Genomic DNA, 19,228 nt, shown 5'->3' with positions numbered 1-19,228 from the left:
GATTTTTCAATGGAACTTCGATGGTTATAAGTAAAGAAGAAAAGACTAACAGTGAAATTGAAAAGACTGGTATCGATACATCCAACTATTTTGCAAAATTACAATGCATTAATTACAAATTGAAATATGGGGAAACCTTAACTGATATTGCAAGAAAATATGAAAGCACTTGTAATTTTAATAGCACAATTAAGATGATAAAATCAATCAACAAGATTGATGATGAAAATATTATGAACGATCAAACTATTTTTCGGATCCCAGAATATGCACTTGAAAATGGAAAAATGTATATTAAATAAGACTACGTTTTTGTATAAAAATTGCACTGAATGAATGTTTAGTGCAATTTTTTATTTTAAGTAGATAGTTTATCGGCTATAATATTATTATAATCAATATTAGATTTGAATATGCATTGGAGAGGAAGTGAAGCTTGTGTGTAGATTAAATCCAAAAGTTGATTTTGCATTTAAGAAGCTTTTTGGAAGTGAGGAAAATAAAGATATTCTTATTTCATTTATAAATTCAATATTGTCAGAAGAACAGCAAATAAAAGATATACACCTTAAAAATCCCTACAATATAGCAAATTATAGAAAAGATAAAATGAGTATACTTGATATAAAAGCAGTAGATGAAAAAGGTATTTGGTATGATATAGAAATGCAGCTATCAGAACAAATTTTTTATGAAAAAAGGGCATTTTATTATTGGGTAAAGGTATATTCTGATCAATTAGAAGGTGGATATAACTATGATAAACTAAGAAAAACTATATCCATAAACATATTAGATTTTGATTATTTAGAAGATGATGATTTTCATAATGTATATAAGGTGTATAATGAGAAAAGTAAGAAAGAACTGTCAAGTGTATTTGAAATGCATTTTATTGAGTTAAATAAATTTAAAAAAGACTTTAAAGATGTAAAAACAGCTTTAGATAGATGGATAGTATTTTTGAATAGGGCCTACGAGCTTGAAAAGGATAAAATTCCAGAAGAATTGGCAGTAGATGAATCTGTAAAGAAAGCTGTAGAACGACTTGATGTAATGTATTTAGACAAGGAAGAAAGAGAAATATACGAAAATGATTTAAAAAGACTTAGAGATTATATAGCAGAGATGAAAACTGCTGAAATAAAGGGAATGGAAAAGGGAATAGAAAAAGGAATAGAAAAAGGAATAGAAAGGGAAAGACGAGAATTAATATTAAAACAATATAAAAAAGGGCTTTCAATAGAATATATAGCAGATATAAATGACTTTGAGGTTGAATATGTTAAAAACATCGTTGGGACTGTTAAGCGGTGAACCAAGTGGGGAACAGGTTACTCACAAGAACCTCAAAGGTTAAAATTTTACAGGCATAAGTATTGCATAATATTAATTTCAATAAGTATGTGAAAGTTTTTCTGTAAATAACTTTCTATGATAATTATTTAGTAAGATATATGGCTCAATTACCAGCTATATATCTTATTAAATTAAAAAAATAAAGGTTATCTCATAAAGCAGAGTAACCTTTATTTTTACATTTAATATATTAATTAAAAGCGTTGTAAATTGCAGTTATTCCTTTTTCGAAGTCATCATTTTCTACACCAACCAAAATGTTCATTTCACTAGAACCTTGGTCTATCATTCTAATGTTAATTTCAGCGTTTGAAAGAGCTGTAAATATTTTAGCAGCAGTTCCTCTTTGTTTAGCCATTCCGCGTCCAACAGTTGCTATCATAGCCATATTTGGATGCACTTCGATGCTGTCAGGGTTGCATGTCCTTTTTATTTCTTCAAGTACAATTTCTTTTTTATTCTTTAATTGAGAGTCTTGAATTACAAGACAAACTGTATCTATTCCAGAAGGCATATTTTCAAATGAAATATTGTGTTGTTCAAGTATTGATAAAAGTTTTCTGCAGAAACCAAGCTCAGAATTCATCGATGCCTTAGCAATGGAAATTACGGTAAAATCTTTTTTGCCAGCAATACCAGTTACTGTAGTTGGTTTCATTGAAGCATCAGTATCTTTTACAATAAATGTACCTTCATCTTGAGGTCTGTTAGTGTTTTTTATATTTATTGGAATTCCAACTTCTCTTACTGGGAATATTGCATCTTCATGTAAAACTGAAGCTCCCATGTAAGATAATTCTCTAAGTTCTGAATAAGTAATTTTGCTTATTGGTTTTGGATTATTGATTATTCTAGGATCTGCCATTAAGAATCCAGAAACGTCAGTCCAGTTTTCATAAAGATCAGCATTTATGCTTGCAGCAACTAAAGCCCCTGTAACATCAGAGCCACCTCTTGAGAAAGTGATTATATTACCATCCTTATCTGCTCCATAAAATCCAGGAATTACAGCTGTAGATGTTTTAGATAATTTGTCATGTAGCGCTGAATTTGTTGCCTCTGAATCTAAAGTACCATCGGCATTAAAAACCATAACATCTTTAGCGTCAACAAATTCGAAACCAAGGTAGTTTGCAAGTATTAGTCCGTTTAGATATTCACCTCTACTTGCAGCGTAATCACTTGAAGCCCCTTCTTCAAGATCTTTTTTTACTATATCTAAGTGTGCTCCAATATCAAAGTCTAAATTTAAGTCTTTAACAATATCGCAGTATCTGTCTCTTATGTGATTAAAAACATCATCAAAAGATATTCCGGTAGAAACATGGGCATGACAAAGATATAATAAGTCCGTTATTTTAGAATCTTTTGAATTTCTTTTTCCAGGTGCTGAAGGTATTACATATCTTCTTTCAGCGTTAGAAAATATTATATCCTTAACCTTTTTAAATTGATTAGCATCTGCAAGTGAGCTTCCACCAAATTTAGTAACAATTGTTTTCATAATTATAGCCCCCATATTTTCATGTATTTTTTACATATAAGATTGTAGCAATTTATCAAAAAATGTTCAAGAGAATTATTAAAGATAGATATAAATTGGTAAGAAAATTTTCATGCAAAAGTTTATCAAAAGATAAGGTATTACTAAATTTATGAAAAATACTCAATCATAAATAATTGACTTAAAATCTATTGATATATATAATTAAATCTAGTAAATAAATAGAATTTGGCGATGAAGTCATAGGGTGTAAACTTTTTATGGCTTCTTTTTGTGTGATGATTTTTTATAGAATATAATTTAAGAAAATATGCCATAATAAATTTATAAACGATAAAATAATATATAGCGAATGCCGAAAAAATGAAATTAAAATAAAAATATATAGAAAAAAATATATTAATAAATGAAAAAAATTTAAAATACTGAAGAGAAATTGGAAAATAATACCGCAAAACTTTATATTATAAATATTATGACATTATTTACTTTATTATTTAAAGTTTTTTTAATAAAAAAATTTATTATTTAAGAAAAACCACTTGATTTCTTAATATTAGTGGTATATAATTTCATTATTAAATGAATTGAGCAAAGGCGTTCGATAGATGGTATACCTCTCTATTGTACGCCTTTTTTTAAGAAAAGGGGGGAATGTAAAAATGGCAAAATATACTAAGGAAGATATCATTGATTTAGTTAAAGAAAATGGGGTTAAATTTATAAGACTTCAATTCACTGATATCTTTGGAACATTAAAAAATGTAGCAATTACAGATAAGCAATTAGAAAAAGCATTAAACAACGAGTGCATGTTTGATGGATCATCTATTGATGGTTTTGTTAGAATTGAAGAATCAGACATGAACTTAAGACCAAACTTAGACAGTTTCGTTATTTTTCCATGGAGGCCGCAACAAGGTAAGGTTGCAAGATTAATTTGTGACGTTTATAGACCTGATGGAACACCATTTGAAGGGGATCCAAGATATGTACTTAAGAAAGCTATAGCAGATGCTGCTGAACTTGGGTATTCAATGAATGTTGGACCAGAATGTGAATTCTTCTTATTTGAAACTGATGAGAATGGTAACCCAACTACTAACACTCAAGACAAAGGTGGATATTTTGATTTAGCACCTACAGATTTGGGAGAAAATGCTAGAAGAGATATGACTTTAGCTTTAGAAGAAATGGGATTTGAAATTGAAGCATCTCACCATGAAGTTGCTGAAGGTCAAAATGAAATTGACTTTAAGTATGCTGATGCTTTAACTACAGCTGATAACATTATGACATTTAAATTAGTTGTTAAATCTATAGCTCAAAGACATGGATTACATGCATCATTTATGCCAAAACCAATCTTTGGAATTAACGGTTCAGGGATGCACGTTAATATGTCATTATACAAAGATGGAAAGAATGCTTTTGTCGATGAAAATGATAAAAATGGATTAAGTAAAGTAGCTTACCAATTTATAGCTGGATTACTAAAGCATATTAAAGGTGTTGCTGCCGTAACTAATCCTTTAGTTAACTCATATAAGAGATTAGTTCCAGGATACGAGGCACCAGTTTACTTAGCTTGGTCTTGTAAAAATAGAACTGCATTAATCAGAGTACCAGCAGCTAGGGGAGCAGGAACTAGAGTTGAACTTAGATGTCCAGATCCAAGTTCTAATCCATATTTAGTATTAGCTGCATTACTACAAGCAGGTTTAGATGGAATTAAGAATAACTTAACACCACCTGCTGAAGTTGAAGCAAATATTTTTGCTATGACTGAAGAAGAAAGAAAAGCTAATGGAATTGACAATTTACCAAACAACTTATATGAAGCTGTTCAATTCATGAAAGAAAGTGAATTAGCTAAGTCAGCTTTAGGAGAACACATATATGAAAACTATATTGCTGGGAAAGCGGCAGAATGGGATGACTACAGAACTAAAGTACATGACTGGGAATTAGAAAACTATCTTAATAGATATTAATCTGATAGCGCCAATTAGTATTAATTAAGGTGGGGATTGCAATGGCTCAAAATGGAAAACTTATTATAGCATTAAGCAATATTGAGACAGCAAAAAAATTAAAGAGTTTGCTAACACAAGAGGGCTATGAAATATTGGCACTGTGTACTTCAGGAAATGAATTAATTCGATTAGTTATGCAATATTCCCCAGACCTAGTCTTAGTTGGATATAAATTCAAAGATATGAGTTTGCTAGATGTTTATGAAACTTTAGTAGATCAAACTAGTTTTTTAGCTATTGTAAATGAGCCTTATAAGTCATTTATAGAAGAAGATACTGATATATATTGTATTGGTACCAAAATTTCTAATGTGCTATTAACTAACGCTATTGATTTAATATTTCAAAGCAAAAAAAGGATTAAGAAGTTAAGAGCGCAGGTTGAAAAATTAGAACATACTTTAGAGGATAGAAAACTTATTGAAAAGGCTAAAGGTCAACTCATGTCAACTTCAGGACTTACAGAGAATGAAGCATTTAGGTACATGCAGAAGATAAGTATGGATTCTGGGAAAAGAATGAAAGATATTGCTAGTCTAATATTGAGTGAAACACAATAAATTGTAAAAAAGCAAATATACGGGTAATCATATCGAAAAAAATGATATTTTTACTCGTTGTTTTGCTACGAATGAATATAATACTGTTATAACATTAAGAACATTGACAAGTGCCTGGTTTAAGACTAAGAAATAAGGTACAAATGAATATATTATTATCTCAAGGGGGAATTAAAATGGAAAACAATAATCCGAATGCACAAGGGCTATATAATCCATGTTTTGAGCATGATGCTTGTGGAATTGGGACTATAGTAAACATTGACGGAAAAAAGTCTCATGAAATTTTATCAGATTGTTTAACTATCTTAGAAAAATTAGAGCATAGAGGTGGTACAGGCGCTGATGAAAATACAGGGGATGGAGCTGGAATATTATTTAACATACCTCATAAATTCTTCGAAGAAGAATTAAAAGCAAAGGGAATGACACTTGGTAATGAGGGTGATTATGCTGTTGCTATGGTATTCTTACCACAAGATGAAAAGGCAAGAAAAGAAGCTATGAGCCTTTTTATGGATATATGTAAAGAAGAAAATCTTGAACTAATCGGGTGGAGAGAAGTTCAAACTAATCCTTCAATACTTGGAAAAGCGTCTTTAGAAGCTATGCCTGCAATAATGCAAGCTTTCGTAAAGAGACCTAATGGCATAAAAGTGGGAAAAGAATTTGAAAGAAAATTATATATCGTTAGAAGAAACATAGAAAAGAGAGCGGGATGGATAAGTAAATTCTTAAATGAAACTTTCTACATAGCATCTTTTTCTTCAAAGACTATTGTGTATAAAGGAATGCTTTTATCTACACAATTAAGAGAATTTTATAAGGATCTAGAGGATGAAAGAGTTGAAACCTCTTTAGCTTTAGTACATTCAAGATACAGTACTAACACATTCCCAAGCTGGGAAAGAGCTCATCCAAATAGATTTATGATCCATAATGGTGAAATTAACACACTTCGTGGAAATGTAAACAAAGTTTATTCTAGAGAAACTAATGTAAAATCTAGAGTACTTGGTAAAGAATTAAACAGAGTATTACCTATTATAAATAAAGAAGGGTCAGACTCTGCAATTTTCGATAATAATTTAGAATTCTTATATATGAATGGTATGGATTTAACTAGAGCAGTTATGATGGCAATTCCAGAACCATGGTATAAGAGTAAAACTATGAGCAAAGAAAAGAAAGCTTTTTATGAATATAATGCTACACTAATGGAACCATGGGATGGTCCTGCAGCTATCGTATTTACTGATGGTGAAAAAGTTGGTGCAGTTTTAGATAGAAATGGTTTAAGACCTTCAAGATATTATATAACTAAAGATAGAAGATTAATCCTTTCTTCAGAAGTTGGTGCCTTAGATATTCCAGCTGAAATTGTTGAAAAGAAAGATAGATTAATGCCAGGTAGAATGCTGCTTGTAGATACAGTTAAAAAAGAAGTTATAGATGATGAAGAATTAAAGCGTGCTTATGCAACTGAGCATCCATATGAAGAGTGGTTAAAGGAAAATTTAGTTACTTTAGATAAATTAAAAGATGGCAAGAAGCTTAGAATCGAGTATGATAAAGAAACAAGAAAGAGACTAGAGAAGACTTTTGGATATACTTATGAAGAAGTTAAGACAACTATGCTTCCAATGGCGCAAACTGGAGCAGAACCTCTTGCTGCAATGGGTATTGACGTTCCTGTAGCTGTATTATCTAAACAAGCTCAACCATTATTTAATTACTTTAAGCAATTATTTGCTCAAGTAACTAATCCACCTATAGATGCTATAAGAGAAGAAATAGTTACAGCTTCTAATGTCTACATAGGACCAGAAGGTAATATATTAGAAGATAAGCCAGGTAATTGTGAATTACTTAAGCTTGATTCTCCAATAATTAGCGATGAAGAATTTGCTAAGATAAAGGCGCTTAATAGTGGAAACTTAAAATCAAAAGTTATAGATATAGTTTTTGACAAAGGTGGTTCTTTAGAAGCTGCATTAGATGAATTATTTGAAAAAGCACAAGATGCATATGAAAAAGGATATACTGTATTAATATTATCAGATAGAAATGTATGTGAAACTAAAGTTCCAATTCCATCATTACTTGCAGTATCAGCCCTTCATCAATATTTAGTTAAAAAGGGAACTAGAACATCAGTTGGATTAGTTTTAGAAAGCGGAGAACCAAGAGAAGTTCATCATTTTGCAACTTTAATTGGATTTGGTGCATCTGCTGTAAATCCATATATGGCATATGAAGCTTTAAGAGGACTAATTGAAGAAGGATTACTTGAAGTAGATTATAATAAGGCTGTATACAATTATAATAAAGCACTAACTAAAGGTATAATCAAAATACTTTCTAAAATGGGTATTTCAACAATTCAATCTTACCAAGGAGCTCAAATCTTTGAAGCTATAGGTATTGGTACAGAAGTTATTGATAAGTACTTCACTAATACTGTAAGCAGAATTGGTGGAATAGGATTAAAAGAAATTCAAAAAGAAGCTGAGATGAACCACGAAAATGGATTTAGAGAAAAAACTTATGCAGCTGATTTTTCATTAGACTCACCAGGATATGAAAAACTTAGATCTGGTGAAGGAAATGAAGAAAAGCATTTATATAATCCATTAACTATTCATAAGCTTCAAGAAGCAACTAAAACAGGAAACTATGAATTATTTAAAGAATGTACTTCTTTAATTGATGCTGAAGACGCTGAAATAACATTAAGAGGTTTATTAGAATTCAATTATAATTCTAATGAAATTCCTTTAGAAGAAGTTGAACCAGTATCTGAAATAGTTAAGAGATTTAAAACCGGGGCTATGTCTTATGGATCAATCTCTAAAGAAGCTCACGAAGCATTAGCTATTGCTATGAATAGAATTGGTGGTAGATCTAATACTGGTGAAGGTGGAGAAGATCCAGAAAGATGGATAGTAGATGAAAATGGGGATTCAAGAAGATCTTCAATTAAGCAAGTTGCATCTGGTAGATTTGGAGTAACTTCAGAATACTTAGTAAATGCAGATGAACTTCAAATAAAATTAGCTCAAGGAGCAAAACCAGGTGAAGGTGGACAACTACCAGGAACTAAGGTTTATCCATGGGTTGCAAAAACAAGACATTCAACTACTGGGGTTGGTCTTATATCACCACCACCACATCATGATATTTATTCAATAGAAGATTTAGCACAGTTAATTTATGACTTGAAGAATGCAAATACTGGTGCTAGAGTATCTGTTAAGTTAGTTTCTGAATGTGGAGTAGGTACTATAGCAGCTGGTGTTGCTAAAGGTGGAGCAGAAGTTATATTAATTTCTGGATATGATGGAGGGACTGGTGCATCACCTAAGAACTCTATTAAGAATGCAGGACTTCCTTGGGAACTTGGACTAGCAGAAACTCATCAAACTTTATTACTTAATGATTTAAGAGAAAGAGTTAGAGTAGAAGTTGATGGTAAGCTTATGAGCGGTCGTGACGTTGCTATTGCAGCACTTCTTGGAGCTGAAGAATTTGGATTTGCAACTGCACCACTTGTAGCACTTGGTTGTGTTATGATGAGAGTATGTAACCTAGATACATGTCCAGTTGGTGTTGCAACTCAAAATGAAGAGCTTAGAAAGAGATTTAAAGGAAAGCCAGAATATGTAGTTAACTTTATGTACTTCATAGCAGAAGAACTTAGAGAAATTATGGCTAAGCTTGGATTTAGAAAACTTGATGAAATGATTGGTAGAGTAGATAGACTTAAACAAAAAGAAAACATTCATGGCTGGAAAGCTCAAAATGTTGATTTAAGTTCTGTGTTATACACTCCTGATAAATATAAAGGTAAAGTTGTTAAATTTGATGAGACTAAGAAGTATGACTTTAAACTTAATAAAGTACTAGATGAAAAGTTATTCTTAGATAAATGCAAAGAAGCTATAAATAATGGTGAAAAAATAAGCTTAGAAGTTGATGTAACTAATACTGATAGAACACTTGGAACTATCTTAGGATCTGAAATAACTAAGGTACATGGTGGAAAAGGATTGCCAGATGATACAGTAACTATAAAATGTAATGGAGCAGCTGGTCAAAGTTTTGGTTCATTTATTCCAAAGGGATTAACTTTTGAAGTTGAAGGAGATGCAAATGACTACTTAGGTAAGGGATTATCAGGTGGTAAGATTATCGTATATCCTCCAAAGAAATCAACATTTGTAGCTGAAGAAAATATCTTGATCGGAAATGTTGCTTTATATGGAGCAACTTCAGGAAAAGTATTTATAAATGGTATTGCAGGTGAAAGATTCTGCGTTAGAAATTCAGGGGCAACTGCTGTAGTAGAAGGAGTTGGAGCTCACGGATTAGAATACATGACTGGTGGTAAAGTTGTTGTTTTAGGTAAAACAGGAATTAACTTTGCAGCAGGTATGAGTGGAGGAATTGCTTACCTTTACGAAGAAGATCCAAACTTTAGAATAAATCTAAATGAAGAAATGATTCTATTAGAAGAGTTAAGCTTAGAAGATGAAGAAGAATTAAAGAACTTAATTGAAGAACATGTTAAAGTTACAGGCTCTCCTAAGGGAAATAAAATATTATACAACTTTGAAACAGAAAAATCTAAATTCCATAAGATAATTCCAAAAGATTATAAGAGAGTAATAGAAACTGTTGAGAAGTATAAGAATCTTGGATGTGATGAGGACGAAGCATTAATTAAAACTTTCCAAGAAATTAAAGGAAATTAGGAGGGTTAGTCAAATGGGAAAACCAACGGGATTTTTAGAGTATGATAGAGAAGAAGGCAAAAATAGAGAACCTAAAGAAAGACTAAAAGATTATAAAGAATTTCATTTACGTCTTCCAGCAGATAAGCAAAGCATTCAAGGTGCAAGATGTATGGATTGTGGAGTTCCATTCTGCCAATCAGGAGTATTATTCTCAGGAATGGTGTCAGGATGCCCGCTTCATAACTTAATTCCTGAATGGAATGATTTAGTATATAGAGGAAAATGGGATTTAGCTTATGAGAGATTAAATAAGACTAATCCATTCCCTGAATTTACAGGAAGAGTATGTCCGGCTCCATGTGAAGCTGGATGTACAGCAGGGTTAAATGGTCCTTCAGTTACTATAAAGGAAAATGAAAGAGCTATAATTGACACTGCTTTTGAAAATGGAATAGTTAAAGCTAATCCTCCGGTTAAGAGAACAGGAAAGACTGTTGCTGTAATCGGATCAGGTCCAGCAGGGCTTGCAGTGGCAGATACATTAAATAAATGTGGTCACAAAGTTACTGTGTTTGAAAGAAGTGACAGACCAGGTGGTTTACTAATGTACGGTATTCCTAACATGAAGCTTGATAAGGAAGTTATTTTAAGAAGAGTACACCTTATGGCGGAAGAAGGCGTTAAATTCGTAAATAATGCAGATATTGGTAACAACTACGATGCAAATGAAATTTTAGACGAATTTGATGCAGTAGTTCTTGCAACTGGAGCATCACAGCCTAGAGACCTTGTAGCAGAAGGAAGAGCAGATGTTAAAGAAGGTATTTATTTTGCAGTAGACTTCTTAAAAGCTAATACTAAGAGTTTATTAGATTCTAACCACAGCGATAACAACTACATTTCTGCAAAAGATAAAAATGTAATTGTAATTGGTGGTGGAGATACAGGTACTGACTGTGTTGGAACTTCACTTAGACATGGATGTAAGTCATTAGTTCAATTTGAAATAATGGGTGAACCAGCTAAAGAAAGAACTGCCAATAATCCATGGCCAGAATGGCCTAAGGTTCTTAAGGTTGATTACGGCCAAGAAGAATTTATAGACGTTTATGGCAAAGATCCAAGAGAATATTTAACTACAGTTACAGCGCTTCATGCAGATAAAGATGGAAAACTAGAAAGTGTTGATACTGTAAAAGTTGAATGGAAAAAGGACGAAAACGGTAGATTTGGACCAGTTCCAGTTAAAGGATCAGAAAAAAATTATAAGGCTGAATTAGTATTACTTGCTATGGGATTCACAGGTTCTCAAAGCTACATTAAAGAAGCTTTTGGAGTAGAATCAGATGCAAGAACTAATGTAAAGGCTGGGGGAGATTTTAAGACTAATGTGCCTAAGGTATTCGCAACAGGGGATGCTAGACGTGGTCAATCATTAGTTGTAACAGCAATCAGCGAAGGAATACAAGCGGCTATAGCAGTTAATGAGTTTTTAAGAAAATAAACACAGATAAAAAGAGCAGCTATGCTGCATATAAGATCATTTCACAAAAACAATACCTCTAGAAAAATTTCTAGAGGTATTGTTTTTTCTATAAAATTACTCAAGTAATTACTATATCATGGTAAAGATTAATAAAATATTATTAGGATAAATAAATTATTTATGTAAATTATTATTTCTTAATGAAAGAGAGGGAGAAATACGATGAAAACTCTAAAAAATCACAATAGCCTAATAATATCTTTATTAAAAATAGGAATTTTATATGCAGTATCTTATACTACTACATATATTGTGTCTGATATTTTTTTAAGAATTTATAACTTATTTCTTCAGAAAACAAATCCTCAATTTGCTGTCGGTTCAGAGGTTTTAACACGGTACTTAAATGAACAATTATCAAACATGAATAGTTTTGTAAGTATGGCGTTAATACTAATTCAATGCATATGTTCCATAATATGTACTATTGTATTCTGGAGGATATTTGAAAAAAGAAAACTCGAAGAAATGGGACTTACTAAAATCAGTAGCAGTTCTAATGATTTATTATTTGGATTGATAATAGGTGCACTTTCATTTACATTAGTAGCGTTCACTTTGTTATGCACTAAATCTGTAGAATTGCAAAATAGTTTTTATAAGCCTAGCTTTTCCTATTTATTAATTTCACAGTTAATTGTTTTTATTTTTGTTGGAATTAGTGAAGAACTTTTTTCTAGAGGCTACTGCATAAATATTTTAAAGCAGCCCAAGAAATCGTGGATTATTCCTATAGTGATATCAGCTATAATCTTTGCATTATTACATGCTGATAATCCTGGCATAAGTGCACTCGCATATATTAATTTATTTTTGTTTGCAATTTTCATGGGTATTTTACTTATTAAAACTAAAAATTTATGGATGGGAATAGGTTATCATATTGCGTGGAACTATTTTCAAGGAGATGTTTTTGGTTTTTTAGTGAGTGGAATTGATACTGCTTCTATATATAAAATAAAGGTTATAAGTCCCAATATAATAAATGGAGGTGATTTTGGACCTGAGGGTGGAATCATAGTTACAATATTACTTATAGTAAGTATATGTATATCATTTAGATATTTACCCTCTAGAAATTAGGGCTTATATTAAGATAAAATTAAGTATATTTTAATATATTTGTATAAATTTCAAGCTATAATAAATTATGCATAAATTTTATAAGATAAAGTTATAAGGAAAAGTTCATAAGGGGGATTAGAGAGATAAATGAGAATTTTTAAAAATACTGAGAATCAAATTAGATCTGGGTGGAAAATATTAATTGTATTTATATCGTTTTTTGCTGCAACTATATTTGCATCAGTTATGTTTAGTGCATTATGTGGCATAATTATGGTCATTGTAAAACCAGAATTATTAACTAGAGATGATAAAGGTGCAAAGTATATTGCGGAACAATTTTCAGGTATGAACCATTTCCCAGGGGCGTTCCTAAGTTTACTTCAATGTTTAATAATGATATTCTTTGTAATTCTATTTTGGAAAATATGGGAGAAAAGAAAAGTTTCAGATATGGGATTTACAAATATAAAAAGTAGCTGGAGAGATCTAGGCATTGGTTTATTATGCGGAGGTATATCTTTTACAATTGTAGCGATTATATTATTATGTACAAGGTCCGTTGAACTTGTAAATAGTTTTAATAAACCTATCTTTTCAATGTCGCTGATCATGCAATTAATTCTTTTTATTTTTGTTGGAATTAATGAGGAGCTTTTTGCAAGGGGATACTGCATGACAGTCTTAAAGCAAACAAAAAATGCATATGTTCCTATTATTGTATCATCTATAATTTTTGCATTAATGCATTCAATGAATCAAGGAATAAGTTTTATAGCATACATCAACTTATTTTTATTTGGAATTTCCGTGGGTTATATATTCATAAAAACTAAGAATATATGGATAGGTATAGGCTATCATATAACATGGAATTATTTTCAAGGAGATATTTTTGGATTTTTAGTTAGTGGAAATACTACAGATTCTATCTATACAATAAAAACAGTAAATCCTAATATAATAAATGGAGGCAGTTTCGGTCCAGAAGGCGGATTAGTGGTTACTGTACTACTTTTAGTTACAATATTAATAATATATAAATTTTTACCTGACAGGAGGCACATAATATAATTGAGTATATCTTTGAGGATTGTAAGTAGAATTATGTTAATATATAATAATATTTATACTCAAGATAAATTAAGTTAAGCTTGCATTCAATATTATAAAGTTAAGTGGTTTGTTTCTTAATTACTATCAGATAAATTTAAGGATTGTAGAGGTTAAGTGTGATGAGTGGAGATATTAAAAAGTATATATATATTATTGGAGGAATCTGCATTGTATTTATTGTTGGAAGTGTAATACTAAGGCTTCTTCCATGGCTTTTGCTAATAGGATTGATATCCTACGTTGGAGTAAAAATTGTAGGTTTTATTAAAGATAAAAAAGCAAAGAAAGGCTCGAATAATTATAATAATTCAAATGATTATCAGAGTTATGAAATTGAAACCGATGATTACACAAATGGAGAAATTATTGACGTTGAGTATGAGGATATAGACAATAAGGCACAATCTAAGAAATAATATTTAATGTTATAATAAAACTCAGTTTGTAGACTGGGTTTTATTTGATAAAAAACTAGCAGTATTGTATAATTATCTCTAGGAATTAAAGATAATATAAGCAATAGGAGGCAATAAACATGGAAAAAATTAAAATGTCGACTCCATTAGTTGAAATGGATGGAGATGAAATGACTAGAATTATTTGGGGTGCAATAAAAGAGGAATTACTAAATCCTTTTATTGAATTAAATACAGAATATTATGATCTTGGATTAGAATATAGAAATGAAACTAATGATCAAGTTACTGTAGATGCGGCAGAAGCAATTAAAAAATATAAAGTAGGTGTAAAATGCGCAACAATAACACCTAATGCTGCAAGAGTAAAAGAATATGATTTAAAAGAAATGTGGAAAAGTCCTAATGGTACTATAAGAGCAATTTTAGATGGTACAGTATTTAGAGCACCAATTATAGTAGAACCAGTAAAACCATACGTTAGAACATGGAAAAAGCCTATTACTATAGCAAGACATGCATATGGTGATGTTTATAGAGATGTTGAAATGAAAATAGAAGGAAAAGGTAAGTGTGAGCTTGTATTTACTTCTGAAACTGGGGAAGAAAAGAGAGAATTAGTACATAATTTTACAGGTGACGGTGTAGTTCTTGGAATGCATAACCTTAATAAGTCAATAGAAAGCTTTGCAAGAGCTTGCTTTAGCTTTGCCTTAGATACTAAACAAGACTTATGGTTTGCAACTAAAGATACTATTTCAAAGAAATATGATCATACATTTAAAGATATATTCCAAGATATTTTTGATGCTGAATATAAAGCTAATTTTGATAAAGCTGGTATTGAGTATTTCTACACATTAATTGATGATGTCGTTGCAAGAGTGGTTAAATCAGAAGGTGGAATAATCTGGGCTTGTAAGAACTATGATGGAGATGTTATGAGTGATATGGTTGCTACAGCTTTTGGTTCACTTGCAATGATGACATCTGTATTGGTTTCTCCGGAAGGAAATTATGAATATGAAGCAGCTCATGGTACTGTTCAAAGGCATTACTATAAACATTTAAAAGGTGAAGAAACTTCAACAAATTCAATAGCAACAATATTTGCTTGGTCTGGAGCTTTGAAAAAAAGAGGAGAATTAGATAATAATTCAGATTTAGTTGATTTTGCAGAAAAATTAGAAAAAGCTTCTATTAAGACGATTGAAGATGGTATCATGACTAAGGATTTAGCATTGCTAGCTGAGCATGATAATATTCAAACATTAAATACTTTTGATTTTATCAAGGCTATAAGAAAGACACTAGAAGAAATCCTATAATTAGTCTTAACAAAATAACTGTATAAAAAAGGCTGTATCAGAGTAAAAAATAATTTCTATTTTGGTGCAGCCTTTTTTGTTTTTAATTACAATACTAAATAAATTAAACAAATTATAAAATAATTATGATATTATTAAAGTTATATATGCTTTTAAGTATTTTTTAGAAAGCCACAATGATCGATTTAAATATAGCAAAATTATGTTATTTTTAAGGTTTATTTTTCTATAATTGTGTAAAAAAATGTAGATTTTTTGTATTATTTATTATATCATGTTAGTAAATGAAAGATTGTTTAAGTAAAAAGTTATATTTTATAAACAATTATTACTTTAACTATAAAAATATTGTATTTTTTATAATTGCGAAAGTTTCATATCTATAGCTAGAGGGTGAATTAAGTGAGTACAATTAACAATAACAGATACAGAAATATACTTGGAACAATATCAATAGCTAAATTTGGTGTTTTATTACTTGTTTCAATAATTAGTATAAATGAATTAGTTAACAATTCAGATTACTTAGGTGGTATTTCATTAAATAATTATGCTATTCTATTTATCCCAATGTTTTTATTGATTGCTATCTTATTGTGGTCTTTTTCTTATATATACATATTTAAATTTAGAAATATTGAAGTTGTTCAGATGGTTGAGGATTGTGCTTTTACTTTAATGTTATGCATATTAATACTTTTATCACATACGTATCAAAGTCAATATAAGTATTTATTTATATTCAGCATTATTTCTTCTACAATATCGTTTGGAAAAAAAAGAGGTATATTAGTATCTATAGTCTCATCAATAATTATTTTATTCATAGATTTATTCTTTGCTCCAAATCTAAAAGTTAACATATATTTTGAAAATGACTTAATGTTAGCTTTAGGTTTTATTATGATTGCTTGGGTTTTAGGCGAATATAAAAAATTTGAAAGTGATCAGAGAGAATTACTAGAGTCAGAATTAAAAGAACAAGTGAGACAACATGATTACATAGAGGAAATGCTATTAAAAAATGAAGATTGTTATAATTTATTAATAAAATACTCTCACTATGCAATTATGATTCATGATGGAAATAAGATACAATATCTTAATGAGAAAGCTTTAGAGTTGTTTGGAATTAAATCATCAGAGGAAATAAAGAGAAAATCTCTTTTTACCTTTTATAATTTAGAGGATGAAATTAAAACAAAAGCGAAGTATTTAGATATAATAGATAACAAGAAGTCAAATGTGTCTTTTGAAGAAAAGATTGTAAATAGAGACGGTGAAAATATTAATATTCATAATGTTTCCACCTATTGTAGTTATGGAAAAACTCCAGTAATATTAACAATTATGAGAGATATTACACCGGAAAAACAAGTGCAGGAATTAAAAAAAGAGGTAAAGGAAAACATTAAACTGCTAAATGAAACTCAGGAGCAGAATAAATTTATAACAGAATTTTTTTCTAATATATCCCATGAATTAAAGACACCATTGAATGTAATATTTTCTTCATTGCAATTATTGAATGTTTATGATGATGAAGAATTTATAAAAAATAGAAAGAAATACTTAGATGTTATGAAGCAGAATTGCTATAGGTTAATCAAGTTAGTTAATAATTTACTAGACATAATAAAATATGATTCTGGATTTATTATTCCTAATAAGCAAAATGAAGACATTGTTTCTATTATTGAAGCAATTGCAATGTCTATAGTTCCATATGCAGAAAGTAAGGGGATTGAATTGATTTTTGATACTGATATTGAAGAGAAAATACTTGCTTTTGATGTGGATAAAATGGAAAGGATAATTTTAAATTTACTCTCAAATGCTTTGAAATTTACTGATAGTGGGGGATGTATTTATATAAATGTTTCAGATAAAGGTGATAAAGTTGAAATTTCGGTAAGGGATACAGGGATAGGAATACCTGCTGATAAGAAAGAATTTATATTTGAAAGATTTACGCAAGTGGACAAAACTCTAAAAAGAAATCATGAAGGAACTGGAATAGGACTTTCACTTGTAAAATCTTTTGTTGAAATTCATGATGGTGAAATAAAACTTGAAAGTGAATTGGGACAAGGTAGTGAATTCATAATTATGCTACCTTCAAAAGAAATTGAAGATACAAGGATTGAAACAGAAATCAAGGATGATATAATTGAACGGGTTAATATGGAATTATCAGATGTGTATTTCGGCGGGTTTTAATTAATACTGAAAGGGTTGTTTTGAATATGTTTGAGATGTCATTACTGTATTTAGTCGGAAGAGTAATTCCGGAATCGTTATTTTTTGTTTGGGCATTTTATGCATTGTCGCAAACTAAAATGAAAATAAAAAGGTATCTTTTATCAGCTATAATAGGTGTCGTTGTAATTTGTGGAGTAAAACTTTTGCCCATAGACTTTGGAGTGCATACTTTGATATCAATGACAGGATATATAATTACTAATGTTTTAATAAATAAAATTAGTATTGTAAAATCAATAATAGTAACTTTAGGAGTTACTATTATAGAGTTTATATGTGAAATTATGGATTTATTTATTATTCAAAATATACTTCATGGTAATACAGAATATATATTTAGTGATTCAAAACTTAAAATTTTATATGGGGCTCCTTCTTTTATATTTTTTATATTATTTGTTTTTGTATTAAGATTCTTAATTAATAAAGTAAGAAATAATTCTCGGTTTGAGTTTTAAAATTAAAATCTCCCAAAGGAGATTTTTTTTGTTTTTTAATCTTTTTATTAAAAAAACAAAAATATAAAACTAAAAATAAATAAATATAATAAATGCATACAAATAAAACGTTATCATTAACAAATGGATATTTTTTTGAAATTACATTGAAAATCATTTTCAATTAGGGGGAAAAGTGTTATTATAGTTACAGAGAAGAAAATGAAAATTATTATCAATTAAATATTTAAAGTCAAAATTAAGAGATGATGGAGTTTTAAATAATCCATATATTTACGTGAAGGGGTGAAGGTATATGCCACTAATATTAGCAGTAAAAGGAAATGAATTAAATATTAAAAAAATAACTGGAAATGATGAAACGAGAAAGTTTTTAAATAGTTTAGGCTTCGTAGCTGGAGAAACAGTTAAGATTGTCTCTGAACTTGGAGGCAATCTTATAATAAATATTAAAGATAGTAGAGTTGCATTAGACAAAAGTATGGCAAGTCGAATTATAGTTTAAGCGATTAGGAGGAATTAAAATAATGATTACATTAAAAGAAATAGAATGTGGACAAACTGTGAAAGTAAAAAAAGTTGATGGATTAGGTCCTGTTCGTAGACGCATTATGGACATGGGGATTACAAGAGGATGTGAGGTTTATGTGCGAAAGGTAGCTCCATTTGGAGATCCGATAGAAGTAACGGTACGTGGATATGAATTATCACTTCGTAAAGCAGATGCAGAAATGATAGTCATAGAGTAATTTGGAAACGAATAATTAAAAAGCAAATTTTTATGAATATTGAAGAATGTTTTAAGAAATTCTAAAGGAATTTCATCATAAACTGTTAACTGT

At 30.0% G+C, this 19,228-nt stretch carries 15 protein-coding genes; 14 read left to right on the top strand and 1 reads right to left on the bottom strand.

Translation table 11 applies throughout. From position 1 onward, the window contains the following. Positions 1-20: 20 nt before the first annotated feature. Positions 21-302: a LysM peptidoglycan-binding domain-containing protein gene (locus tag COL3_RS08320; RefSeq protein ID WP_008428138.1), complete on the top strand. Its 282-nt coding sequence runs from the start codon at positions 21-23 to the stop codon at positions 300-302. A gap of 127 nt (positions 303-429) precedes the next feature. Then, entirely contained in the window at positions 430-1,317 is an 888-nt protein-coding gene (locus tag COL3_RS08315; protein ID WP_008428137.1) for an Rpn family recombination-promoting nuclease/putative transposase, read from the top strand. Between the two features lie 232 nt (positions 1,318-1,549). Here COL3_RS08315 and COL3_RS08310 read toward each other — a convergent pair whose 3' ends face one another. After that, complete coding sequence (locus COL3_RS08310; protein ID WP_008428136.1) at positions 1,550-2,863, bottom strand: aspartate kinase; 1,314 nt, start codon at positions 2,861-2,863, stop codon at positions 1,550-1,552. Between the two features lie 662 nt (positions 2,864-3,525). Between COL3_RS08310 and glnA the strand changes: the two genes are divergently transcribed. The 12 genes from glnA (at position 3,526) to COL3_RS08250 (ending at position 19,135) form a co-directional block, all read left to right on the top strand. After that, positions 3,526-4,857 carry a type I glutamate--ammonia ligase gene (gene glnA / locus COL3_RS08305; protein ID WP_008428135.1) on the top strand — a complete coding sequence of 444 codons (1,332 nt, stop codon included), beginning with the start codon at positions 3,526-3,528 and terminating at the stop codon, positions 4,855-4,857. Between the two features lie 41 nt (positions 4,858-4,898). Beyond that, a complete protein-coding gene (locus COL3_RS08300; protein WP_008428134.1) occupies positions 4,899-5,459 on the top strand; it encodes an ANTAR domain-containing protein in 561 nt (186 codons plus the stop codon). A 176-nt stretch (positions 5,460-5,635) separates the two neighbouring features. Then, complete coding sequence (gltB, locus tag COL3_RS08295) at positions 5,636-10,213, top strand: glutamate synthase large subunit (protein WP_008428133.1); 4,578 nt, start codon at positions 5,636-5,638, stop codon at positions 10,211-10,213. A gap of 13 nt (positions 10,214-10,226) precedes the next feature. Then, entirely contained in the window at positions 10,227-11,699 is a 1,473-nt protein-coding gene (locus COL3_RS08290; protein WP_008428132.1) for a glutamate synthase subunit beta, read from the top strand. A gap of 204 nt (positions 11,700-11,903) precedes the next feature. Then, a complete protein-coding gene (locus COL3_RS08285; protein WP_008428131.1) occupies positions 11,904-12,824 on the top strand; it encodes a CPBP family intramembrane glutamic endopeptidase in 921 nt (306 codons plus the stop codon). Positions 12,825-12,953: 129 nt separating this feature from the next. Next, positions 12,954-13,880 carry a CPBP family intramembrane glutamic endopeptidase gene (locus tag COL3_RS08280; protein WP_008428130.1) on the top strand — a complete coding sequence of 309 codons (927 nt, stop codon included), beginning with the start codon at positions 12,954-12,956 and terminating at the stop codon, positions 13,878-13,880. 161 nt (positions 13,881-14,041) lie between these two features. Then, a complete protein-coding gene (locus tag COL3_RS08275; RefSeq protein WP_008428129.1) occupies positions 14,042-14,338 on the top strand; it encodes a hypothetical protein in 297 nt (98 codons plus the stop codon). Between the two features lie 119 nt (positions 14,339-14,457). Further along, positions 14,458-15,666 carry an NADP-dependent isocitrate dehydrogenase gene (locus tag COL3_RS08270; protein ID WP_008428126.1) on the top strand — a complete coding sequence of 403 codons (1,209 nt, stop codon included), beginning with the start codon at positions 14,458-14,460 and terminating at the stop codon, positions 15,664-15,666. A 402-nt stretch (positions 15,667-16,068) separates the two neighbouring features. Continuing rightward, positions 16,069-17,886 carry a PAS domain-containing sensor histidine kinase gene (locus COL3_RS08265; RefSeq protein ID WP_008428124.1) on the top strand — a complete coding sequence of 606 codons (1,818 nt, stop codon included), beginning with the start codon at positions 16,069-16,071 and terminating at the stop codon, positions 17,884-17,886. Positions 17,887-17,921: 35 nt separating this feature from the next. Next, the gene (locus tag COL3_RS08260; protein WP_180277925.1) at positions 17,922-18,386 is read left to right on the top strand and encodes a hypothetical protein; all 465 of its coding nucleotides are present in this window, start codon (positions 17,922-17,924) and stop codon (positions 18,384-18,386) included. A gap of 295 nt (positions 18,387-18,681) precedes the next feature. Beyond that, entirely contained in the window at positions 18,682-18,891 is a 210-nt protein-coding gene (locus COL3_RS08255) for a FeoA family protein (RefSeq protein ID WP_008428119.1), read from the top strand. Positions 18,892-18,913: 22 nt separating this feature from the next. After that, complete coding sequence (locus COL3_RS08250; protein WP_008428116.1) at positions 18,914-19,135, top strand: ferrous iron transport protein A; 222 nt, start codon at positions 18,914-18,916, stop codon at positions 19,133-19,135. Positions 19,136-19,228: the final 93 nt, after the last annotated feature.

This window comes from Clostridium sp. LS (genome assembly GCF_002760435.1).
Taxonomy (GTDB): domain Bacteria; phylum Bacillota; class Clostridia; order Clostridiales; family Clostridiaceae; genus Clostridium.
This window is presented reverse-complemented; position numbering and strand designations above follow the sequence as displayed.